At 77.3% G+C, this 19,547-nt stretch carries 16 protein-coding genes; 8 read left to right on the top strand and 8 right to left on the bottom strand.

The window, feature by feature from the left end:
• Positions 1-17: 17 nt before the first annotated feature.
• From CSPHI_RS05150 to CSPHI_RS05135, 4 genes are all read right to left on the bottom strand, one after another.
• Positions 18-1,364: a family 1 glycosylhydrolase gene (locus CSPHI_RS05150; protein WP_075691806.1), complete on the bottom strand. Its 1,347-nt coding sequence runs from the start codon at positions 1,362-1,364 to the stop codon at positions 18-20.
• Positions 1,365-1,502: 138 nt separating this feature from the next.
• The gene (gene rplS / locus CSPHI_RS05145) at positions 1,503-1,844 is read right to left on the bottom strand and encodes a 50S ribosomal protein L19 (protein ID WP_075691805.1); all 342 of its coding nucleotides are present in this window, start codon (positions 1,842-1,844) and stop codon (positions 1,503-1,505) included.
• 137 nt (positions 1,845-1,981) lie between these two features.
• Positions 1,982-2,335: a hypothetical protein gene (locus tag CSPHI_RS05140; RefSeq protein ID WP_075691804.1), complete on the bottom strand. Its 354-nt coding sequence runs from the start codon at positions 2,333-2,335 to the stop codon at positions 1,982-1,984.
• Positions 2,336-2,346: 11 nt separating this feature from the next.
• Entirely contained in the window at positions 2,347-4,662 is a 2,316-nt protein-coding gene (locus CSPHI_RS05135; protein WP_075691803.1) for a Tex family protein, read from the bottom strand.
• 108 nt (positions 4,663-4,770) lie between these two features.
• On the opposite strand from CSPHI_RS05135, the gene CSPHI_RS05130 reads away from it, so the two are divergent.
• The 6 genes from CSPHI_RS05130 to CSPHI_RS12665 all read left to right on the top strand — a co-directional run bounded on the left by CSPHI_RS05130 (position 4,771) and on the right by CSPHI_RS12665 (position 13,758).
• Positions 4,771-5,970 carry an ATP-binding cassette domain-containing protein gene (locus CSPHI_RS05130; RefSeq protein ID WP_075691802.1) on the top strand — a complete coding sequence of 400 codons (1,200 nt, stop codon included), beginning with the start codon at positions 4,771-4,773 and terminating at the stop codon, positions 5,968-5,970.
• A complete protein-coding gene (locus CSPHI_RS05125) occupies positions 5,967-6,749 on the top strand; it encodes a hypothetical protein (protein ID WP_075691801.1) in 783 nt (260 codons plus the stop codon). Before CSPHI_RS05130 ends, CSPHI_RS05125 begins: the two co-directional genes overlap by 4 nt.
• On the top strand, positions 6,750-7,103 hold the full coding sequence (locus CSPHI_RS05120) for a GntR family transcriptional regulator (protein ID WP_075691800.1): 354 nt from the start codon (positions 6,750-6,752) through the stop codon (positions 7,101-7,103).
• A complete protein-coding gene (locus CSPHI_RS05115; protein WP_075691799.1) occupies positions 7,103-8,089 on the top strand; it encodes a DUF1648 domain-containing protein in 987 nt (328 codons plus the stop codon). The genes CSPHI_RS05120 and CSPHI_RS05115 overlap by 1 nt, the downstream gene beginning before the upstream one ends.
• Before the next feature lie 72 nt (positions 8,090-8,161).
• Complete coding sequence (locus tag CSPHI_RS12740; RefSeq protein WP_075691798.1) at positions 8,162-9,382, top strand: methyltransferase domain-containing protein; 1,221 nt, start codon at positions 8,162-8,164, stop codon at positions 9,380-9,382.
• A gap of 29 nt (positions 9,383-9,411) precedes the next feature.
• On the top strand, positions 9,412-13,758 hold the full coding sequence (locus tag CSPHI_RS12665; protein ID WP_075691797.1) for a DEAD/DEAH box helicase: 4,347 nt from the start codon (positions 9,412-9,414) through the stop codon (positions 13,756-13,758).
• On the opposite strand, the gene CSPHI_RS05100 is transcribed toward CSPHI_RS12665, so the two are convergent.
• A complete protein-coding gene (locus CSPHI_RS05100) occupies positions 13,755-14,396 on the bottom strand; it encodes a phosphatase PAP2 family protein (RefSeq protein WP_157118488.1) in 642 nt (213 codons plus the stop codon). The two genes, CSPHI_RS12665 and CSPHI_RS05100, sit on opposite strands and share 4 nt — an antisense overlap.
• 97 nt (positions 14,397-14,493) lie before the next feature.
• Between CSPHI_RS05100 and CSPHI_RS05095 the strand changes: the two genes are divergently transcribed.
• Positions 14,494-14,943, top strand: coding sequence for a cupin domain-containing protein (locus CSPHI_RS05095; RefSeq protein ID WP_084210259.1), 450 nt, complete (start codon positions 14,494-14,496; stop codon positions 14,941-14,943).
• On the opposite strand, the gene trmD is transcribed toward CSPHI_RS05095, so the two are convergent.
• From trmD to rpsP, 3 genes are all read right to left on the bottom strand, one after another.
• Positions 14,940-15,809: a tRNA (guanosine(37)-N1)-methyltransferase TrmD gene (trmD, locus tag CSPHI_RS05090; protein ID WP_075691796.1), complete on the bottom strand. Its 870-nt coding sequence runs from the start codon at positions 15,807-15,809 to the stop codon at positions 14,940-14,942. The two genes, CSPHI_RS05095 and trmD, sit on opposite strands and share 4 nt — an antisense overlap.
• A 2-nt stretch (positions 15,810-15,811) precedes the next feature.
• Positions 15,812-16,399 carry a ribosome maturation factor RimM gene (rimM, locus tag CSPHI_RS05085; protein ID WP_075691795.1) on the bottom strand — a complete coding sequence of 196 codons (588 nt, stop codon included), beginning with the start codon at positions 16,397-16,399 and terminating at the stop codon, positions 15,812-15,814.
• Between the two features lie 142 nt (positions 16,400-16,541).
• Positions 16,542-16,982, bottom strand: coding sequence for a 30S ribosomal protein S16 (rpsP, locus tag CSPHI_RS05080; RefSeq protein WP_075691794.1), 441 nt, complete (start codon positions 16,980-16,982; stop codon positions 16,542-16,544).
• A 372-nt stretch (positions 16,983-17,354) separates the two neighbouring features.
• Between rpsP and CSPHI_RS05075 the strand changes: the two genes are divergently transcribed.
• On the top strand, positions 17,355-19,502 hold the full coding sequence (locus CSPHI_RS05075) for an acyltransferase family protein (protein ID WP_075691793.1): 2,148 nt from the start codon (positions 17,355-17,357) through the stop codon (positions 19,500-19,502).
• The last annotated feature ends 45 nt before the right edge of the window (positions 19,503-19,547 follow it).

Genomic DNA, 19,547 nt, shown 5'->3' with positions numbered 1-19,547 from the left:
TACAAGCGCGCGCGGGCTCAGCCGCGGATGCGCGCGAGCGGGCCGTCCACCGCCGGCGGGTTCAGGCAGGAGTCCGGGATCCGGGCCGCGGAGCACTTCGCCGGCGGGTTCGCCGGGCGGTAGCCGGCGGCCACCCCGCCCCCGGCGATGAGCTCGCGGTAGGCCGCCACCCCGGAGGTGGGCCGGCGGGTGAGCGCGGGATCGTCGAGGATGTCGATCCGGTACAGCCCGAACCGGGCGGAGTAGTCGCCCCATTCGTAGTTGTCGGTGATGGACCAGTGGTTGTAGCCGATCACCGGGTAGCCGTCGGCGATGGCCCGCTGGATCCAGAACACCGTGTCGCTGACGAAGTCGCCGCGGGTGGCGCCGTCCTCGCGGGCGCCGTTGATGCTCGGCATCCCGTTCTCCACGATGTAGATGGGCAGGCCCGGGAAGGCGCCGGCGAAATGCCGGATCGCCTCGTAGACCCCGTCCGGCTGGGGGCGCACCCGGCCGAAGTCCGCGCTGGCGGCGTGGATCGCGGAGAGGTTGTCGGCGCTGAGCCCGTAGTAGTAGTCGATGCCGACGTAGTCCAGGCTGTCGCGCACCCGGTCCAGCAGCATCAGGTCGGTGATCCCGGTCACCGCGGGCAGGAAGGCCTCGTTGGTGGTGACCATCGCCGCCGGGTCGGCGGCGTGCGCGGCGGCGTAGCCGAGCTTGTGGGCGGCGACCACGTTGTCCAGGAAGGCGGGCATGTCGGTGGCCCGGATCATGCCGATCTCGACCTCGTGGCCGAAGAAGACCAGCGGCTCGTTGAAGGTCACCCACATGGTGCCCGCGCCGGCCCAGCGCTCGGTGATGAGCTCGGCGAAGCGGCCGAACAGGGCCGGCGCCTCCGGGTCCAGGAAACCGCCGCGGTCGGCCAGCCAGCCCGGGTAGACGTAGTGCACCATGGTGATCATGGGGGTCATCCCGTGCGCCCGGATGGCGCCGATGATCCGGTCGTAGTGGGCCAGGGCGGCCTCGTCGAAGCGGCCCTGCTCGGGCTCGATCCGGGCCCATTCCACGGAGATCCGGTAGGTGTTCACCCCCATCGAGGCGGCGTTGGCGATGTCCTCCTCGTAGCGGTTCCAGAAGTCGGCGGCGTTGCCGACCGGGTCGACGTCCGGGCCGTCCTGGTTGGCCTCGACGTAGCGCAGCCAGTTGGAGTCGGGGTTGGAGCCCTCCACCTGGAAACCGGAGGAGGCCACCCCCCAGTGGAAGCCGTCGACGGCGGGGGCGGCCTCGGCGGCCGCGGCGGGGGCGGGCAGGAGGGCGAGGGCGGCGGCGAGGATGGCCGCGAGTCCGGTGCGGCCCGCGCGGCGGGCCCGGTTGATGGCGAACATGAGATGAATCTATACAATCCCGCGCCCCGGATGGTGGACCCGCGGGGGTGGCCGCGGGGCGCGCCGGCCCGCCCGGGATCGGCGACGCCCCCGCGGCCCGGGAGGGGCCGGCGGGGGCGTCGCGCGGGCGGGGTGGCCTCAGCGCTTCTCGCGGATGCGGGCGGCCTTGCCGCGCAGGTTGCGCAGGTAGTACAGCTTCGCACGCCGGACGTCGCCGCGGAAGACGACGTCGATGTGGTCGATGTTCGGGGAGTGCACCGGGAAGGTGCGCTCCACGCCGATGCCGAAGGAGATCTTGCGGACGGTGAAGGTCTCCCGGATGCCGCCGCCCTGGCGGCGGATCACGACGCCCTTGAAGACCTGGATGCGCTCGTTCTTGCCCTCCACGATCCGCACGTGCACCTCGACGGTGTCGCCGGCGCGGAACTCGGGGATGTCGTCGCGCAGCGACGCGGCGTCGACCTTGTCCAGAATGTTCATCGGTGTATTTTCCTTTAGCTTTCGCTGTGGACAGAGGACCCTGGCGGCTCCTCCCCTGGTGGCGGGGCGCTCGACCGGTTCATGCCCGAGACATGTGAAGCCCCCGCGACCGGCTCCGGTCGCGGGCAACCCGGGCATTATGGCATGTCCGGGCCGCCGCCCCCAAATCCCGGCCGCGGGCGGGTCGTGGTGCCGTACCAGGGCGCGCCGTCCGGCAGCGCCCCGGCGACCAGGGCGGTCACCGCCCGATCCGGGGCATCGCCGCGCAGCGCGGCCTCGATGTGCACCAGTTCCGCGGTGGGCGGGGTCGCCCCGCGGGCCCGCGCCTCGTCGAGCAGCATGTTGTCGGCCTCGCAGAAGGACCGCTGCACCTCATGGCCGAGCTCGGCGACCTCCAGGCCGGCGGCGGCGGCCGCGGCGCGCAGCCGCCCGGCCACCGCCGGCCAGTCCGCGGGGTCGATCAGGGCGGATACCCGGGTGCGATGCTCCATGGCACCCCAGGCTACCGCTCGAATCCGGCGCGGCGGAGCGCCTCGGCCATCGCTCCCCCGCCCCCGGCCCCGGAGTCGCCGCCGCGCCCGCGGCCGCCGGCCCGGCGCCGGCCCCGGGATCCGCCGCTCCCCCCGGCGCCGCCCCCGCGGCCGCCCCGCCCGGCGCGCCCGGCCCCCGCGGCGGCGGGCTCGTCGGCCAGGCGCATGCTCAGCCCGATCCGCTTGCGGTCCAGGTCCACGTCGAGGACCTTGACCCGGACCACCTGGCCGGAGGCGACCACCTCATGCGGGTCGGCGACGTAGCGGTCGGCGAGGGCGGAGACGTGCACCAGCCCGTCCTGGTGCACCCCGATGTCCACGAAGGCGCCGAAGGCGGCGACGTTGGTCACGGTGCCCTCCAGGATCATGCCGGGGACCAGGTCGGCGGGCTCGGCGACGTCCTCGCGCAGCGCCGCGGTGCGGAAGGCCGGGCGGGGGTCCCGGCCGGGCTTGTCGAGTTCGGCGAGGATGTCGGCGACGGTGGGCAGGCCCACCCCGGCGGCCTCGTCGACGAAGTCGGCCGGATCGAGCCGGCCCAGTGCGGCGGCGTTGCCGATGAGCTCGGCGACGCCGAGGCCGGCGGCGGCGGCGATCCGGTCGGCCACGGGGTAGGACTCCGGGTGCACCGCGGAGGCGTCGAGGGGGTTGGCGGCCCCGTGGATGCGCAGGAACCCGGCGCACTGCTCGTAGGCGCGGGGGCCCAGCCGGGGCACGTCGAGCAGCTCCGCGCGGGAGGTGAAGGCGCCATGGGCGTCACGGTGCGCGACGATGTTGCCGGCCACGGTGGCGCTCACCCCGGCGACCCGGGCGAGCAGCGCGGCGCTGGCCGTGTTGACCTCCACGCCGACGGCGTTGACCGCGTCCTCCACCACCGCGTCGAGGCCGGCGGCGAGCTTGGCCTGGGAGACGTCGTGCTGGTACTGGCCCACCCCGATGGACCTGGGGTCGATCTTCACCAGCTCCGCGAGCGGATCCTGCAGCCGGCGGGCGATGGACACCGCCCCGCGCAGGGAGACGTCCATGTCCGGGAATTCGGCGGCGGCCGCGGCGGAGGCGGAGTACACCGAGGCGCCGGCCTCGGAGACGGTGACGGTCTGCGGGGCGGTCCCGCCGGCGGCGGCGAGGAGCTCGCCGACCTCCCGGGCCAGCCGGAGGGTCTCCCGGCTGGCGGTGCCGTTGCCGACGGCGATGAGCTCCACGCCGTGGTCGGCGGCCAGCTCGGCCAGCCGGGCCCGGGACTCCGCCCAGCGCCGGGTGGGCTGGTGCGGGTGCACCACGGCGGTGGCCAGCACCTTGCCGGTGCCGTCGACCACGGCGCATTTCACCCCGTTGCGGTAGCCGGGGTCCAGGCCGAGGGTGGCCCGCCGGCCCGCGGGGGCGGCCAGCAGCAGATCCCGCAGATTGCGGGCGAAGACGGCCACCGCCTCGTCCTCGGCGCGTTCGCGCAGCCGGTTGCGCGCGTCGAGGGCGGCACCGGGGGCCAGCCGGGTGCGCCAGGCCGCGCGCACCGCCCGGTCCAGCCAGGGTGAGCGGGGCAGGTCGCCGGCGGCGCGCACCCGCTCCTCGTGGACGGCGTCCTCCCCGGCGTCGACGCTGAGGGAGAGCACCCCCTCGGCCTCGCCGCGCAGCATGGCGAGCACCCGGTGCCCGGGCATCGCGGTGAGGGGCTCGGCGTGGTCGAAGTAGTCCCGGTACTTCGCCCCGGAGTCCTCCCTGCCCTCGACCACCGCGGCGCGCAGCACCCCGTCCGCCCAGACGCGCTCCCGGGTGCCGCCGACCAGGTCGGGATCGGTGGCCAGCCGGTCGACGATGATGTCCCGGGCCCCGGCCAGGGCCGCCTCGGCGTCGGCGAAGCCCTCGGCGAGGTGGCCCGCGGCGAGGTCGGCGGGGTCGGCGTCGGGGTGGGCGACGAGGGCGTCGGCCAGGGCGTCCAGGCCGGCCTCGCGGGCGATGTCCGCCCGGGTGCGGCGGCGGCGTTTGAAGGGCAGGTAGAGGTCCTCCAGGCGGGCCTTGGAGTCGCAGCCGGCGATGAGGGCGCGCAGCTGCCCGGTGAGCTTGCCCTGGGCCTCGATGGCGGTGAGCACGGTCTGCTTGCGGGCGTCGAGTTCGCGCAGGTAGGTCACGCGGTCGGCGATGGTGCGCAGCTGGGTGTCGTCGAGGCCGCCGGTGGCCTCCTTGCGGTAGCGGGCGATGAAGGGCACGGTGTTGCCCTCGTCGAGCAGCGCGATGGCGGCGGCCACCCGCCGGGCGGCGACGTCGAGTTCGGCGGCGATGGTGTCGGCGATCATTCGGGCGATTCTAGCGGCCCGCCACGGCACCGGGTTGTGCTAGTTGTGCTATCACTTTAGGTATCGGCCGCGCAGCCCGCGCGGCCCGCACGACCCCCGGGAGATCCCGTGACCGCAGCATCCGCCCCCCGCGCCGCCCTCCACGCCGGCGCCGCCGAGGACCTCGCCGGCCTCGCCGACCTGCCCGGCCCGGCGCTGGCCGCCCTCGGCCTGCTCGCCCTGGTCCAGCTCGGCCTCATGGCGGCCGCCCTGGTGGCCCTGGCCCGCACCCCGGCGAACCGGCTGCGGCACACCGGCCGGCTCGGCTGGATCCTCGCCATCGTCATCGCCAACATCATCGGGCCCATCGCCTTCCTCACCCTGGGCCGGGCCCCGGAGCCGGTCCGCGACCCCGCCGCCGGCGACGCCGGGCAGCCCGCCGATCCCGCGCCCCCGGCCGCCCCGCGGGCCAGCCGGCGCGGGCCGGCGCCCGCCGACGCGCCCCCGGCGATCGAGATCCGGGGCCTGCGCAAGTCCTACCGCGGCGCCGTGGTGCTGCCCGGGCTGGACCTCGCCGTGCCCGCCGGCAGTCTCTTCGGCTTCCTCGGCCGCAACGGCTCCGGCAAGACCACCACCCTGCGGATCCTGATGGGCCTGCACCGCGCCGACGCCGGGCTCGCCCGCGTCGCCGGGCACCCCGCCGGCAGCGCCGCGGCCCTTGCCGCCTGCGGCTACCTGCCCGACGTGCCCGCCGTGGACCCCTGGTGCGACGGGCCCGGCGCGCTGCGCCAGGCGGGCCGGCTCGCCGGCCTGTCCGGGCCCGCGCTGGAGACCCGGATCGGCGAGGTGCTGCGGTTGACCCGCCTCGACGGCGCCGCCGGCGCGGTCGCCGGCTACTCCCGGGGCATGCGCCAGCGCCTCGGCATCGCGCACGCCCTGCTCGCCGACCCGGAGGTGCTCATCCTCGACGAGCCGACCTCCGCCCTGGACCCCATCGCCCGCGCCGAGGTGCTCGCCGTGCTCGCCGGGCTGCGCGGCCGGGTGACGGTGTTCTTCTCCACCCACGCCATGGCCGACGTCGCCGCGATCTGCGACCGGGCCGCCTTCCTCGACGCCGGCCGGGTGGTCGACTCCGGGCCGCTGGCGGAGCTGGTCGCCCGGCATGCCGGGGATCCGCCGCCGATGAGCGCCCGGTTCCGCTGCGCCGACGCCGGCGCCGCCGCCGCGGCGCTGGCCGCCGCCGGCTGCGCCGAGGTCGCCCTCGACCCCGGCGCCGGGCTGCAGGAGGCCTTCACCGCCGCGCTGGCCCCGGCGGGGGGTGCGCGATGACCGCCGTGCTGGCCCGCCGCTGGGCGCGCTGCCTCGCCGCCAGCTGGACCACCCGGGCGCTGGCCGCGCTCGCCGCCGTGCTCGCCGCCACCGGCCCCGCCCTGGCGCGGCATCTGCCGGATCTGCTCACCGGGGCCCTCGGCGAGGCCGAGGGGGTGTCGGTGCGCTTCCTCGCCGAACCGGCCCTGGCCGACGCCTGGGCGCAGTGGACTTCCCACCTCACCCAGCTGCTCGGCCTGCTGGTGCCGGTGGTCGCCGCGGCGACCCTCGCCGCGGACCTGGACCGGGGCACCGCGGCGACGGTGCTCACCCGGCCGGTGCCGCGGGCCGGCTACCTGCTCACCGCCTTCGGCGCGGCCTTCGCCGCGGTGGCGGCGATCATCGCCGCGGGCACCGCGCTGACCGTCGCCGCGGCGCTGCCCTTCTTCGACGACCCCCTCGCCGGGGCCGGGGATCTCGCCGCCGGGGTCGCCGTCTGGCTGGTCTTCGCCGCCTCGGTCATCGCGGTGACCCTCCTCGCGGCCGCCGCGGGCGCCGGCGCCCTGGCCGCCGCGGCCGCCGGCATCGGCTACGTCGCCGCGATGGCGGTAGCGTCGCTGTGGCCCGTTATCGCGGAATGGTCCCCGGCCGGGCTGCTGCGCGCCACCGCCGACCTCGCCGCCGCGGCGGAGCCCGGCCCGCCCCTGACCGGGCCGCTCGCCGCGGGTGCGGCGGTCACCCTCGCCGCGCTCGCCGCCGCCGTGCACCTGCTCACCCACCGAGACCTGAGGAGCCCCTAGATGATCATCACCGTCGACCCCGGATCGGCGACGCCGCTCTACGCCCAGATCGTCACCGCGGTCACCACCGCGGTCGCCGCCGGGGATCTCGCCCCCGGCGAGCGCCTGCCCGGCGCCGAGGAGCTCGCCGGCGGCCTGGGCCTCAACCGCAACACGGTGCTGCGCGCCTACCGCCGGCTGCGCGACACCGGGGTCATCGAGCTGCGCCGCGGCCGCGGGGCCACGGTGCGCCGCGCCCCGGCACTGCCCGCGGCGGTGGCCGCCGCCCTCGACGAGCTCGCCGCCGCCGCCCGCGCCGCCGGCACCCCCCTGGACACCCTGGTCGGCGCGCTGGCCTGCCGGGGGGTGGCGTGATGGGCGATCGTTCCCCGCGGGACACCGCCGCCCGCCGGCTGCTGGCCCTCATGATCGGCGCCCCGCTGGCCCTGGCGCTGCTCCCGCTCGGCTACGGGCTGGCCGTGCTGGGCGAGCTGCCGGACCCGATGGCGGTGCACTTCCGGGCCTCCGGAGCCGCCGACGGCTTCGGCTCCCCGCTGCCGTTCATCCTTCTCTCCGCCGCGGTGACCGCCTCCATGGCCCTGGTCGGCGGGCTGCTCGCGCGCAGCAGCATCGCCGCCGGCGCGGGCTCCCGGATCACCGTGGGCGTCTTCGTCTTCGGCGCAGGCGTGGTCGCCGGGATCGCGGTGGCCGGGATGGGCGCCCAGCGCGGCCTCGCCGACGCCGCCGGCGCCCGGCTCACCGGGGCCGCCACGGCGGCGGTAATCGCCGCCGCGGTGGCCCTGGGCGCGCTCGCCGCCGCGGCCACCCCCCGGCTGCCCGGCGCCCCCGCCCCGGCCGCCCGGGAGCCACTGGGCCTACCCGAGCACTCCGCCTCGGTGTGGTTCGGCTCCGCCCGGATGCGCCCCGTCGGCTGGTGGGCGCTGGTCGCCGTGTCCGTGCTCGCCCCCGGTCTGCCCGCCATCTGGCTCTACCGGGAGGGCGAGCCGGTGGCCACCTGGGTCCTGGGCGCGACCGCCCTGCTCGGGGCCGTGGTCATGGGGGCCCTGCGGGCGGTGCAGGTGCGCATCGACGCCTCCGGGGTGCACTGGCGCTGCGTGCCGCTGCCGCTGCCCCGCGGGGAGCTGCCCTGGTCGCAGATCACCGCGGTGGAGGCGGTGCAGCTGGCCCCCGGCGACTTCGGCGGCTGGGGCTGGCGGCTCTCCGGGGCCGGCACCGCCATCCTGCTGCGCGGCGGCGAGGGCCTGCGGATCCGGCGCACCACCGGGATGCCGCTGCACATCTCCGTCGACGACGCCGCCACCGGGGCCGCCCTGGCGGAGCATCTGCGCAAACACAGCTGAGGGTTCCCTCATCGTGAATATCGGGCATACTGGAAATCGGAGTCTCAGATCCCGATTTACAGGAGTACGGCCGTGTCCGATACCGCATCCACCCCCACCCCCGACGCCGCGCACGCCCGCGGCAACAAACGCGACCGCGATGACGAGCACCTCGGCGGGCACTGGCTGCTCGCCAAGCTCGGCAAGCGGGTGCTGCGCCCCGGCGGCCGCAAGCTCACCGGCTGGATGGTCGACCGGGCCCGGCCCACCGGCGCCCGGGTCGTGGAATTCGCCCCCGGCCTGGGGCTGACCGCCCGGGAGCTGCTGGACCGGCACCCCGCCTCCTACGTCGGGGTGGACGAGGACGCCGTGGCCGTGGCCGCCACCGCCGAGGCGATCGGCGACGCCGGCCGGGTGGTCACCGCCAAGGCGCACGACACCGGCCTCGACGACGGCTGCGCCGACGTGGTCGTCGGCGAGGCGATGCTCACCATGCAGGGCGACCGGGGCAAGGCCGCGATCATCGAGGAGGCGCACCGGCTGCTCGCCGCCGGCGGCCGCTACGCCATCCACGAGCTGGCCCTGGCCCCCGACGACGTCGCCGAGGAGGTCAAGGAGGATCTGCGCAAGCAGCTCGCCCGCTCCATCAAGGTCAACGCCCGGCCGCTCACCGTCGCCGAGTGGACCGGACTGTTCGAGTCCCACGGCTTCCGGGTGGTGGAGGCGCGCACCACCGCGATGGGGCTGCTCGACCCGCGGCAGATGCTCGACGACGAGGGCCCCGCCGGGGTCGCCCGGATCGCGGCGAACCTGGCCCGCAACCCCGCGGCCCGCAAGCGGGTGCTCGGCATGCGCGAGGTGTTCACCCGCAACGCCGAGCACCTGCGCGCGGTGAGCCTGATCTGCGAGAAGACCCTCGCCCCCGGCCACGAGATCACCTTCGCCGAGGGGGTGGCCGCCGGCGCCGACTCGGCCCGGCTCACCGCCCACGACATCACCGCGGAGGCCCCGGCGCCGGCCGAGGGCGACCGGCCCGCGATCGCCCGGCTGGCCTCTGTGGCCGGGGTGAACCTGATCGCGATGCGCTTCACCGCCGGCCAGGTGCTGCCCGATCACAAGGCCGCGCACCCGATCACGGTGCAGGGGATCCGGGGCACCGCCCGGTTCATCGTCGGCGACCGGGCCGAGGAGCTCTCCCCCGGCCGGCTGGTGCACCTGCCGGCCATGGTCGGCCACCGGGTGGAGGCCGACGGCGACGCGGTGCTGCTGCTGAGCATGCACACCGGCGAACCCGGCGAGGACGCCGCCGGATAAGCCGCCCCGGCACCGGTATCCTCGGCGCCGTGACCGATGACCACGCCCCGGCGCCGGCCGCCGGGTCCGCCGCCGCGGACCCGGCGGCCGCCCTGGATCGGTTCCCCGCCCCGGTCGCGGACTGGTTCCGCGCCGCCGTGGGCGCCCCCACCGCCGCCCAGGCCGGGGCCTGGGCGGAGATCGCCGCCGGCCGGGACACCCTGGTGGTCGCCCCCACCGGCTCCGGGAAGACCCTCGCCGCCTTCCTCTGGGCCATCGGCGAGCTGCTCCTCGACCAGGCCCCGCCCGCCCCGGGGGTGCGGGTGCTCTACGTCTCCCCGCTGAAGGCCCTCGGCGCCGACGTGGGCCGCAACCTGCGCGAGCCGCTGGCCGGGATCGCCGCCGCCGCCCGCGCCGCCGGGGCGCCGGTGCGCGACATCACCGTCGGGGTGCGCGACGGCGACACCGAGCCGGCCGAACGCGCCCGGCTGGTGCGCCGGCCCCCGGAGTTCCTGATCACCACCCCCGAGTCGCTGCACCTCATGCTCACCTCGAAGGCGGCGGCCACCCTCGCCGGGGTGGGCACCGTCATCGTCGACGAGATCCACGCCCTGGCCGGGGACAAGCGCGGCGCGCACCTGGCGCTGAGCCTGGAGCGCCTGGACGCCCTGGCCGGCCGGCCCGCCCGCCGGGTGGGGCTCTCCGCCACGGTCTCCCCCGTCGCGGAGGTGGCGAACCTGCTCACCGGGGGCCGCGGCTGCGCCGTGGTCGCCCCGCCGGCGGCGAAGCGCCGGGAGATCACCGTGCGCCCGCCGGTGCCCGATCTGGCGCACCCCCCGGAGGAGGGCGACCGGCCCGGCAGCGTCTGGCCGCATCTGGCGGAGATGGTGTACCGGGAGGCCGCCGCGGCCCGGGCCACCCTCGTCTTCGTCAACTCCCGCCGCGCCGCGGAGAAGCTCACCGGCCGGCTCAACGAGCTGTGGGCCGCCGAGCACGACCCGGAGGCGCTGTCCGCCCCGGCCCGGCGCACCCCCGCCCAGCTGGGCCTGGTCGACGACGTCGCCGGGCAGGCCGCCCCGGTGTTCGCCCGGGCGCACCACGGCAGCGTCTCCCGGGCGGAGCGGGAGGACATCGAGGAGGGCCTGAAATCCGGCCGGCTGCGCTGCGTGGTGGCCACCGCCACCCTGGAGCTGGGCGTGGACATGGGCGAGGTGGACCTGGTGGTGCAGGTCGGCGCCCCGCCCTCGGCGGCGGCGACGGTGCAGCGGGTGGGCCGGGCCGGGCACCGGGTCGGCGGGGTGTCCCGCGGGGTGGTGCACCCGATGCACCCCGGGGATCTGCTGCTGTCCGCGGTCACCGTGCGCCGCGCCCTGGCCGGCCGGATCGAGGATCTCGCGGTGCCCGCCAACCCCCTCGACGTGCTCGCCCAGCACACCATCGCCGCCACGGCCGCCCCGGTGGGCCCCGACCCCGCCGACCCCGACGGCGCCGCCCCGGCCCGGGAGCGCGCCCCCGGCCTGGACCTGGACCGCTGGTACGCCACGGTGCGCCGGGCCTGGTGCTTCCGCACCCTGGACCGGGGCCTCTTCGACGCGGTGGTGCGCCAGGTCACCGGGGAGTTCGCCGCCCCGGACCTGGCGGACCTGCGGCCCCTGGTGGAGCGCGACCCGGCCCGGCCCCGTCTGCTGCGGCCCCGCCGCGGGGCGCAGCAGGCGGTGGTCTCCGCCCCCGGCACCATCGCCGACCGCGGCTATTTCGGGGTCTACCTCGCCTCCGCCGGCGGCGACGCCGGCGGGCCCCGGCAGCCCCGCCGGGTCGGCGAACTCGACGAGGAGCTGGTCTACGAGACCCGGGTGGGCGATGTGCTCACCCTCGGCGCGAGCAGCTGGCGGGTCACCGGGATCACCCGGGACCGGGTGCTGGTCGCCCCCGCCCCCGGGCTCACCGGCCGGCTGCCCTTCTGGAACGGCGACGCCCCGCCCCGGCCGGCCGCCCTGGCCCCGGCGATCGGGGCGGCGCTGCGCGATCCGGCGGGCATCGCCGACGTCGCCGGCGCCGGGGGCGCGGCCACCCTGGTGGACTGGGTGGGGCGGCAGCGCGCCGCCACCGGCATGGTGCCCGATGACCGGGACCTGCTGGTGGAGTCCTTCCGGGACGAGACCGGCGACTGGCAGGTGGTGCTGCACTGCCCGTACGGCCGCGGGGTCACCCTGCCCTGGGCGCTGGCCGCCGGGGACCGGGTGCGGGCCCGCTGGGGCGTGGACGCCCGGCCGATGGCCACCGATGACGCGGTGCTGCTGCGGTTGCCCGCCATGGACGTCGTGCCCGGCGCCGACCTGTTCGACATCGACCCCGGGGACCTGCCCGGGCTGGTCTCCGGCACCGCGCTCTACGCCGCCCGGTTCCGGGAATGCGCCGCGCGCAGCCTGCTGATGCGGCCGGGCCGGCCCGGCCGCCGGCAGCCGCTGTGGCGGCAGCGGCTGCGCGCCGAGCAGCTGCTCTCCGCGGTGCGCGACCTCGCCGATCTGCCGGTGCTGCTGGAGGCCGCCCGGGAATGCCTGGTCGACGTCTACGACCTGCCCGCGCTGCGGGAGGTCCTCGCCGGCGCCCGGCTGCACGAGGTGGAGACCACCGCCCCCTCCCCCTTCGCCGCCGCCCAGCTGTTCCGCTACACCGGGGAGTTCCTCTACGAGGGCGACGTGCCCGCCGCGGAGGCCCGGGCGGCGACCCTGCGCCTGGACCCGGCGCTGCTCGCCGCCCTGGTCGGCGGCGTGGACCTGCGCACCGCCCTGACCCCGGGGATCATCGACGAGACGGTCGCCCGGCTACGCCGGCGCGCCCCCGGCACCCGGCCCCGCGACGCCGGGGACGTCCTCGACGCGCTGCGCGCCCTCGGCCCGGTGCCCCGGGCGGAGCTGCCCGGGCTGCTCGCCGACGGCGCGGCGCCGCCGGGGACCGCGGTGGCCCTGGACATCGGGGGCGTACCCCATCTGGCGCATCCCGTGGACGCCGGCTTCGCCACCGCCGACCCGGCGCCGCTGCTGCGCCGCTGGGCCCGCGGCCACGGGCCCTTCACCCGGGCGGAGGCCGCCGCCGGGCTGGGCCGGGATCCCGCGGAGGTGGGCCGGCTGCTCGCCGCGGCCGGCCCGGAGCTGGTCCGGGGCCGGTTCCGCGCCGGGGTGGGCGAACCGGAGTTCTGCGACCGGGGCGTGCTGGACCGGCTGCGCGGCGCCGCCCGGCGACGCGCCCTCGCCGAGCTCGCCCCGGTGGACGCGGCGGCGCTGGCCCGCTGGCAGGCCCACCGCGGCGGCGACGCCGCCGAGGTGGTGGACCGGCTCGCCGGGATCGGCCTGACCCCCGCGGAATGGGATCTGCTCGCCGGGGCCGGGGACCTCGACGCCCTCGCCGGCTCCGGGGAGCTCGCGATCCGGTTGCGCGGCCGGGACCTGCTGCTCGCCCCGCCGGAGCTGGTCGACGCCTGGCCCGCCCCAGATCCGGGGGCCGCCGGGGACCTCGACGAGGACGCCGCGGGGCTGCTCGCGGTGCTGCGCCGGGGCGGGTCCTGGACCGCGGCGGACCTGGCCGGGGCGGCCGGCGCAGCCGCCGGGGCGACCGCGGCGGGCCTGCGCGCCCTCGCCGCGGCGGGCCTGGCCGCCCCGGAGTCGATGGCCGCCGCCCGGGCCCTGGCCGGCGGCGGCCCCGCGGGCGGGCCCGCCCGCCCGGCCCGGCCGGTGCGCCGGGCCCGGCCCTCCCGGGCCCGGGTGCGCCGGATCCCGCAGCCGCCGGATGTCGCCGGCCGGTGGCGGGCCGTGCCGGACCCCGCCGCCGACCCGGTGCTCGACGCCGAGGGCCTGCTCGCCCGCTGGGGCGTGGCCTGCCGCGGCGCGGCGGAGGCCGATGGGCTGTCCTGGGCCCGGCTCTACCCGGTGCTGCGCGCGATGGAGGACGCCGGCCGGGTGCTGCGCGGCGGCTTCCTCGCCGGGGCCGGGCCCGCCCAGTTCGCCGAGCGGGCGACGGTGGACCGGCTGCGCGCCGCCGGGGCGGCGCCGCGGGCCCGGGCGGTGCCGGCCCGGGCCCCGGCCAACCCCTATGGCGCGGTGGCGCCCTGGCCGGCGGGCCTGCCCGGCCGGGCCACCCGGGCGGCGGGGGCGCTGGCCCTCCTCGCCGCCGATGGCCGGCTCGCCGGCTGGGCCTCCTCCGGCGGGGCGAACCTCCTGGTCATGCCCGGGGCGGAGGAGGCGGCGGTGGCGGCCCTGGCCGGGCTGCCCGCGGCCCCGGCGGTGCGCCGGGTCAACGGGGAGCCGGCCCTCGCCGCGGCCGCCCGGGACGCCCTGGTCGCCGCCGGGATGCGGGTCACCCCGGCGGGGCTGGCCCCGCCGGGGCCGGCCGCCGGCTAGAGCCGCGGCCCCGCCCCGCGCGGCGCGGGCAGCGCGCGCAGCACCAGCAGCGCCGCGGAGACCCCGATCACCCCGACCACCAGCCCGGCGACCACATCGCCCAGCCAGTGCGCGCCGACCCACACCCGGGCCGCGGCGACCGCGGCGACCAGGGCCAGCGCCCCGGCCTGCAGCAGCCGGGTGAGCAGCCGGCCGGCCACCCGGCGCAGCAGCTGCAGCACCGCGATCACCGTCGCCGAGGCCCCGGCGACGTGCGCGGAGGGGAAGGCGGCGTCGCCGAGGTCCACCGCGGAGAGCCAGCCCGCCGGGCGGGGCCGGCCCAGGGCCCATTTGATCAGGTAGGTCACCGCGATGGAGGTGGCGAAGGAGGCGGGCACGAGCAGCGCGAAACGGCGGAAGCGCCACCACAGGACCAGGGCGAGCACCACCGTCGCCGGGGCGAGCGCCAGCGGCCGCAGCGCCGCATCCGCCAGTGTCGCCCAGTCCGCCACCGGCCCGGCGCCGCGCAGCCGGGCGATGTCGGCGGCGACCGCGCCGTCCAGCCGCCGGCCGGCGTCCGTGGTGGACCACCAGGCCAGGGCGGCCAGCACCGCCGTCCAGCCGAGCAGATGGCGCACCCGGGTCGGCCCGGCCATCATCGGCGCACCCCCCGCGGGGCGCGGCCGGCGGCGGGGGCCGGCGGGACTGGCGGGCTGACGGCGAACGGGGGCATGGTGGTCATGGGGCGTTGATAGCATGGACCCGGACGCCGCCGGCGACCCGGGGCCGCCCGCCCCGCCGCATCCCCGCACCCGACCAGCCCCGGAGGCGACCATGGGCCACGACCCCGTCGACCACGCATTCCTCGACCCCCTCGCCGCGGCGCCGCCGGCGCGTGCCGGGGACCACCCCGCCGCACTGCGGCTGGGCACCTTCGACGGCGCCGCGGTGGTGGTGATGCGCTTCGCCGCCGGCCAGCGCCTGGACACCCACCGGGCCCCGCACGCGATCACGGTGCAGGCCCTCGACGGGGCCATCGGCTTCCGGGTCGGCGACGAGTCCGGCCTGCTGGAGCCGGGCCGGCTGGTCTACGTCCGCGCCGGGGTGCCGCATTCGGTGCGCGCCGAGCAGCCGGCGGTGATGCTGCTCACCCTGCACACCGGCGACGAGGCCGGTTTCCGGCATTCGGCCCCGCACCGGGCCTAGCCCTCGGGGCTCTCCCCCTGCTCCAGCACCGCCCGATCCCGGGCGTCGAGGTCGAGTCCGGCGAGCAGCTCCGGCCGCCGGGCCGCGGTGCGCAGCAGCGCCTGGTCCCGGCGCCACCGATCCACCCGGGCGTGATCCCCGCTGAACAGCACCGCCGGGGCCTCCCGGCCCCGCCAGGTGCGCGGCCGGGTGTAGCAGGGGCCCTCCAGCAGCCCCTCGGAGAAGCTGTCCTGCTCATGGCTGAGCCGGTTGCCCAGCACCCCCGGCACCAGCCGGGTCACCGCCTCGGCGATCACCAGCACCGCCACCTCCCCGCCGATCAGCACGTAATCGCCGATGGAGACCTCCTCGACCCGCCACCGCGCCGCGGCATCGTCGAGCACCCGCTGGTCGATGCCCTCGTAGCGGCCGCAGGCGAAGCAGATCCGCTCCTCCAGCGACCAGCGCCGGGCCAGCTCCTGGGTGAAGGGCCGGCCGGCGGGGGTGGGCACCACCAGCAGCGGCCGGTCATCGCCCGCCGCCCCGGCGGCGCCCGCGTAGGAGGACTCCGGCGGCGCCCCGGCCTTCTCGTCCCGCCGCAGCTGCCCGGCATGCGGGGCCGCCGAGGTCAGCGGGGCGCTCGCCGCGGCCGGGCCCGCGCCGGCGAGCACGTCGTCCAGGGCCGGTCCCCACACCTCCGGCTTCATCACCATCCCGGGCCCGCCGCCGCAGGGCGGGCCGTCCACGCTCTGGTGCACCCCGGGGGCCCAGGCGCGCAGATCGTGCACGTGCACCGCCAGCCGGCCCTGCTCGATGGCCTTGCCGACCAGCGCCTGGCGCAGCGGCTCCAGGTAGCCGGGGAAGATGGTCAGCACGTCCAGGCGCATGCTCACAGCTCCAGCAGCCCCGCCGGCGGGGTGATCACGATCGCGCCCTGTTCGACGTCCACGATCGGCACGATGGCGCGCACGTAGGGCACCAGCGCCTCGCCACCGTCGTCGAGGGCCACCCGCAGCAGCCGCTGCGCCGGGTTGCGGACCACCCCGGCGACCTCGCCGACGTCGACCGGCTCCGGCTGCGCCCCGTCGTAGGCGCGGGCCTCGGCCTCCGCGGCGTCGACGTCGCCGCAGTCGAGCACCCGCAGCCCCACCAGCTCATGGTCGTAGTGGGCCTCCCCGGCGGCGTCGGGCACCGCCTCGGCGAGGAAGCGCATCCCGCGCAGCGATTCCGCGGCGGTGCGGTCGGGCACCTCCTCGAAGCGCACCAGCAGCCGGCCCTGGTGCGGCCGGGCGCCGGCGACGGTGAGCTCGCGCTCCCGGCCGGCCTGCACCCCGCGCAGCACCGTGCCCGGGGCGAAGCGCCCCGCCGGGTCATCGGTGCTGGGGTCGACGGAGACCTCCCCGCGCACCCCATGCGGTTTGGTGACCCGGCCGATCTGCACCAGCTCGGCGTCCTCGGCCCTTCTGTTCTCGCTCACCCGCCCAGACTATCGCCCCCCGGGGCCGGTCCGGCACCCGGGCCGGCCCCGCGGGCCGCGCCGATCCGGGCCCCGGCATGCGACGACGCCGCCGCCCGGTGCGGGCGGCGGCGTCGCGGGTGCGGTCCTGCGGGGCCGGGTGCTACTCGGCGTCCTCGGCGGGGGCCTCCTCGGCCTTCGGCTTCTTGGCCTCCTTGGCCTCGCGGCGCTTGGCGGCGACGGTCTCCGCGGAGGCGGACTCGTTGGCCTCGGCGAGGGCCTTGTTGAACAGGTCCAGCTTGGAGGGCTTCTCCTCGGCGACCTTGAGGGTGCCCTCGGCGCCGGGCAGGCCCTTGTGCTTCTGCCAGTCGCCGGTGATCTTCAGCAGGGCGAGCACGGGCTCGGTGGGCTGGGCGCCGACGCCGAGCCAGTACTGGGCGCGCTCGGAGTCGATCTTGATGACGGAGGGCTCGGACTTCGGCTCGTAGATGCCGATGTTCTCGATGACCCGCCCGTCGCGGCGGGTGCGCGCGTCGGCGACGATGATCCGGTAGTGCGGGTTGCGCACCTTGCCGAGGCGCTGCAGCTTGATCTTGACGGCCATGGTGGGGCTCACTTCCATTGTCGGTCACGGGGCAATTCTGATGTCACCCGCGCATCGGGCGCGGGCCGGTTTTGCCCTTGGATTTGGTCTGCAGGTGACCACCGGCCGACCGTGGTCGGGGACGGTGTCTGCAGTCGCCGCCCGGGGCGCCCCCGCCCCCGCGCATGCGGGATCGGGACGCCGGTGGGCGACCGGTGGCACTCTACCAGCCGCCGGGGCGGCCCCCAAGCCGCGCCCCGCCCCCACCCGGGGCGGCGCCGGCCCGGGCAACCGCGGCGGAGCGTCGCCGTTCACCCCCGTCCCTATCGCATGCCCCGGGAAATCCCTGGTGAAACGGCGTGCACCGGCCCGGTGCCGATTAGATTCTCAACCATGCCGAGCACACGCGACACCGATCGCATCCCCGCCGGCGCGCCCGCCGCCGCCCTGCGCCGGCTGGATCTGGACGGGTTACGCGGTTTCGCCATCGCCCTGGTGGTGGTCTTCCACGTCTACGTCGGCCGGGTCTCCGGCGGCGTGGACGTGTTCCTGCTGCTCTCCGGGTTCTTCTTCATCGGGGTGCTGATCCGCAACGCGGATCGCCCGGCGGCCTCCCTCAACCCCTGGTGGCCGCTGTGGCGCACCCTGCGCCGGCTCTACCCCACCCTGGTCACCGTCACCGCCTCCTGCGCGGCGCTGGCGCTCCTCGCCGCCCCCCAGCTGCGCACCGTGGAGATGGCCGAGCAGCTCCTCGCCTCCCTGCTCTACCTGGAGAACCTCAAGCTCACCCGCAAGGCCGCCGAGTACGGCGCCGCCGCCGATGACATCTCCCCGCTACAGCACCTGTGGTCGATGTCGGTGCAGTTCCACGCCTACCTGCTGGCGATCCTCGTGGTCGCCGCCCTCGGCTGGGTGACCCGGCGGGCGGGCGCCGCCGCCGGCGCGGTCGCCCGGGCGGCGCTGCCGCTGCTCACCCTGGGGGTGGCGGTGTCCTTCGGCTACGCCTGCTGGCTGCACGACCGGGACCAGGTCGCCAACTACTACTCCACCGTCTCCCGGTTCTGGGAGATCGGGCTCGGCGGGGTGCTCACCCTGGTCCTGGCCCGCCATGGGACGCGGATCCGGGCCCTGCCCGACCGCGCCGCCGGGGCTCTGGCCGCGGCCGGGCTGCTCCTGGTCGCCGCCACGGGCCTGGTGTTCGACGGCGCCGCGGAATTCCCCGGCCCCTGGACCCTGGCCCCCGTCGGCGGGGCCGCCCTGGTGATCATCGCCGGGGGCCGGCCCGGAGCGGCGACGTCCTTCCTGGAGAGCCGCCCGGTGCTGTTCCTGGGCCGGGTCGCCTACCCCCTCTACCTCTGGCACTGGCCGCTGCTCATCATCACCACCAACATGGTCGACAGCCGGCGGCCCGGCGCCGTGCTCGGCACCGCCATCATCACCGGGTCGCTGGTCCTGGCCTGGGCCACGCACCGGTTCGTGGAGACCCCGCTGCTGCAGCGCCGGGGCCGGCCCGCCGTCGGGGAACCGGTCGTAGCGCAGGCGCTGGCCGGGCTGCGCGGGCACCGGCCCGCCCAGCTGCGCGCCCTGGCCGGGGTGGGCGTCCTCGCCGTGGCCGGGATCTGCCTGGCCGCCCTGCCCTACTCCCGCGCCGAGACGGCCCGCTACGCCGGCGTCACCCCGGATCCGGCGACGCACCCGGGGGCGCGGGCCATCGTCGGGGCCGCACCGGCGGGGGTGGCGCCCTTCCCCCCGTACCTGATCCTCGCCGAGGATTCGGATCGGGTCGGCCGGGCCGGCTGCATCGCCGGCGCGGAATACCCCGAGGACTTCATCCCCACCAGCACCCGCTCCGGCGACCCCTGCGTATTCGGCGACCCGGCGGGCGATCGGACGATGCTGCTCGTCGGCGGCTCCCACACCCAGCAGTGGTTCGATGCCCTGGACGCGGTCGCCAAACGGCACGGGTGGCGGATCACCGTGCGCATCCGGCACGGCTGCCCCGCCGCGGTCGGCGAGGTCCCCGGCCGGCGGCACAAGTGCCGGACGTGGAACGCCCGGCTGCTCCGGCACATCCGGGACACCCGACCCGATCTCGTGGTGGGCACCACCACCAGGCCCCGCCCGGATGCCGTCGGCGACTACACGCCCCGCGCCTATATCGGGTTCTTCGAGGAGCTCGCCGAGCTGGGCATCCCCTTCCTCGGCTTCCGGGACAACCCCTGGTCCCGCGACGCCGAATTCCGGAACTTCGAATCCTCCCGGTGCGTGGTCGCCGGCGGGGACCCCCGCAGCTGCGGACCGGAGCGGGCGCTGACCCTGTCCGACGCGGATTCCGGGGCGCGGGCGCTGTCCCGGTACCCGGGCACCCTCGCCCTGGACTTCAGCGACATCCTCTGCCCCGACGGGACCTGCCCGGCGGTGATCGGCAACGTCTGGGTGTACCGGGACGACGATCATCTCAGCCCGACCTTCGTGCGCACCCTCGCCCCGGAGCTGGACCGGCGGATCGGGCCCTTCCTGGACGGCCTCGCCACCGGCTGAACCACCCGGTTCCGCCCCCGGTCCGGGCCCGGATCGGGTACCGGC

The sequence above is a fragment of the Corynebacterium sphenisci DSM 44792 genome (assembly GCF_001941505.1).
Lineage (GTDB): Bacteria > Actinomycetota > Actinomycetes > Mycobacteriales > Mycobacteriaceae > Corynebacterium > Corynebacterium sphenisci.
The sequence above is the reverse complement of the archived record's forward strand: the minus strand, read 5'-3'. Positions and strand labels throughout refer to the sequence as shown.

Bases quoted from the DNA above. Each gene is read 5' to 3' on its own strand.
- CSPHI_RS05120 (WP_075691800.1), top strand. From the start codon at position 6,750: ATGATCATCACCGTCGACCCCGGATCGGCGACGCCGCTCTACGCCCAG.
- trmD (WP_075691796.1), bottom strand. From the start codon at position 15,809: ATGCGCCTGGACGTGCTGACCATCTTCCCCGGCTACCTGGAGCCGCTG.
- rplS (WP_075691805.1), bottom strand. From the start codon at position 1,844: ATGAACATTCTGGACAAGGTCGACGCCGCGTCGCTGCGCGACGACATC.
- CSPHI_RS05140 (WP_075691804.1), bottom strand. From the start codon at position 2,335: ATGGAGCATCGCACCCGGGTATCCGCCCTGATCGACCCCGCGGACTGG.
- CSPHI_RS05125 (WP_075691801.1), top strand. From the start codon at position 5,967: ATGACCGCCGTGCTGGCCCGCCGCTGGGCGCGCTGCCTCGCCGCCAGC.
- rpsP (WP_075691794.1), bottom strand. From the start codon at position 16,982: ATGGCCGTCAAGATCAAGCTGCAGCGCCTCGGCAAGGTGCGCAACCCG.
- CSPHI_RS05150 (WP_075691806.1), bottom strand. From the start codon at position 1,364: ATGTTCGCCATCAACCGGGCCCGCCGCGCGGGCCGCACCGGACTCGCG.
- CSPHI_RS05075 (WP_075691793.1), top strand. From the start codon at position 17,355: ATGCCGAGCACACGCGACACCGATCGCATCCCCGCCGGCGCGCCCGCC.
- CSPHI_RS05135 (WP_075691803.1), bottom strand. From the start codon at position 4,662: ATGATCGCCGACACCATCGCCGCCGAACTCGACGTCGCCGCCCGGCGG.
- CSPHI_RS05100 (WP_157118488.1), bottom strand. From the start codon at position 14,396: ATGATGGCCGGGCCGACCCGGGTGCGCCATCTGCTCGGCTGGACGGCG.
- CSPHI_RS05115 (WP_075691799.1), top strand. From the start codon at position 7,103: ATGGGCGATCGTTCCCCGCGGGACACCGCCGCCCGCCGGCTGCTGGCC.
- CSPHI_RS05095 (WP_084210259.1), top strand. From the start codon at position 14,494: ATGGACCCGGACGCCGCCGGCGACCCGGGGCCGCCCGCCCCGCCGCAT.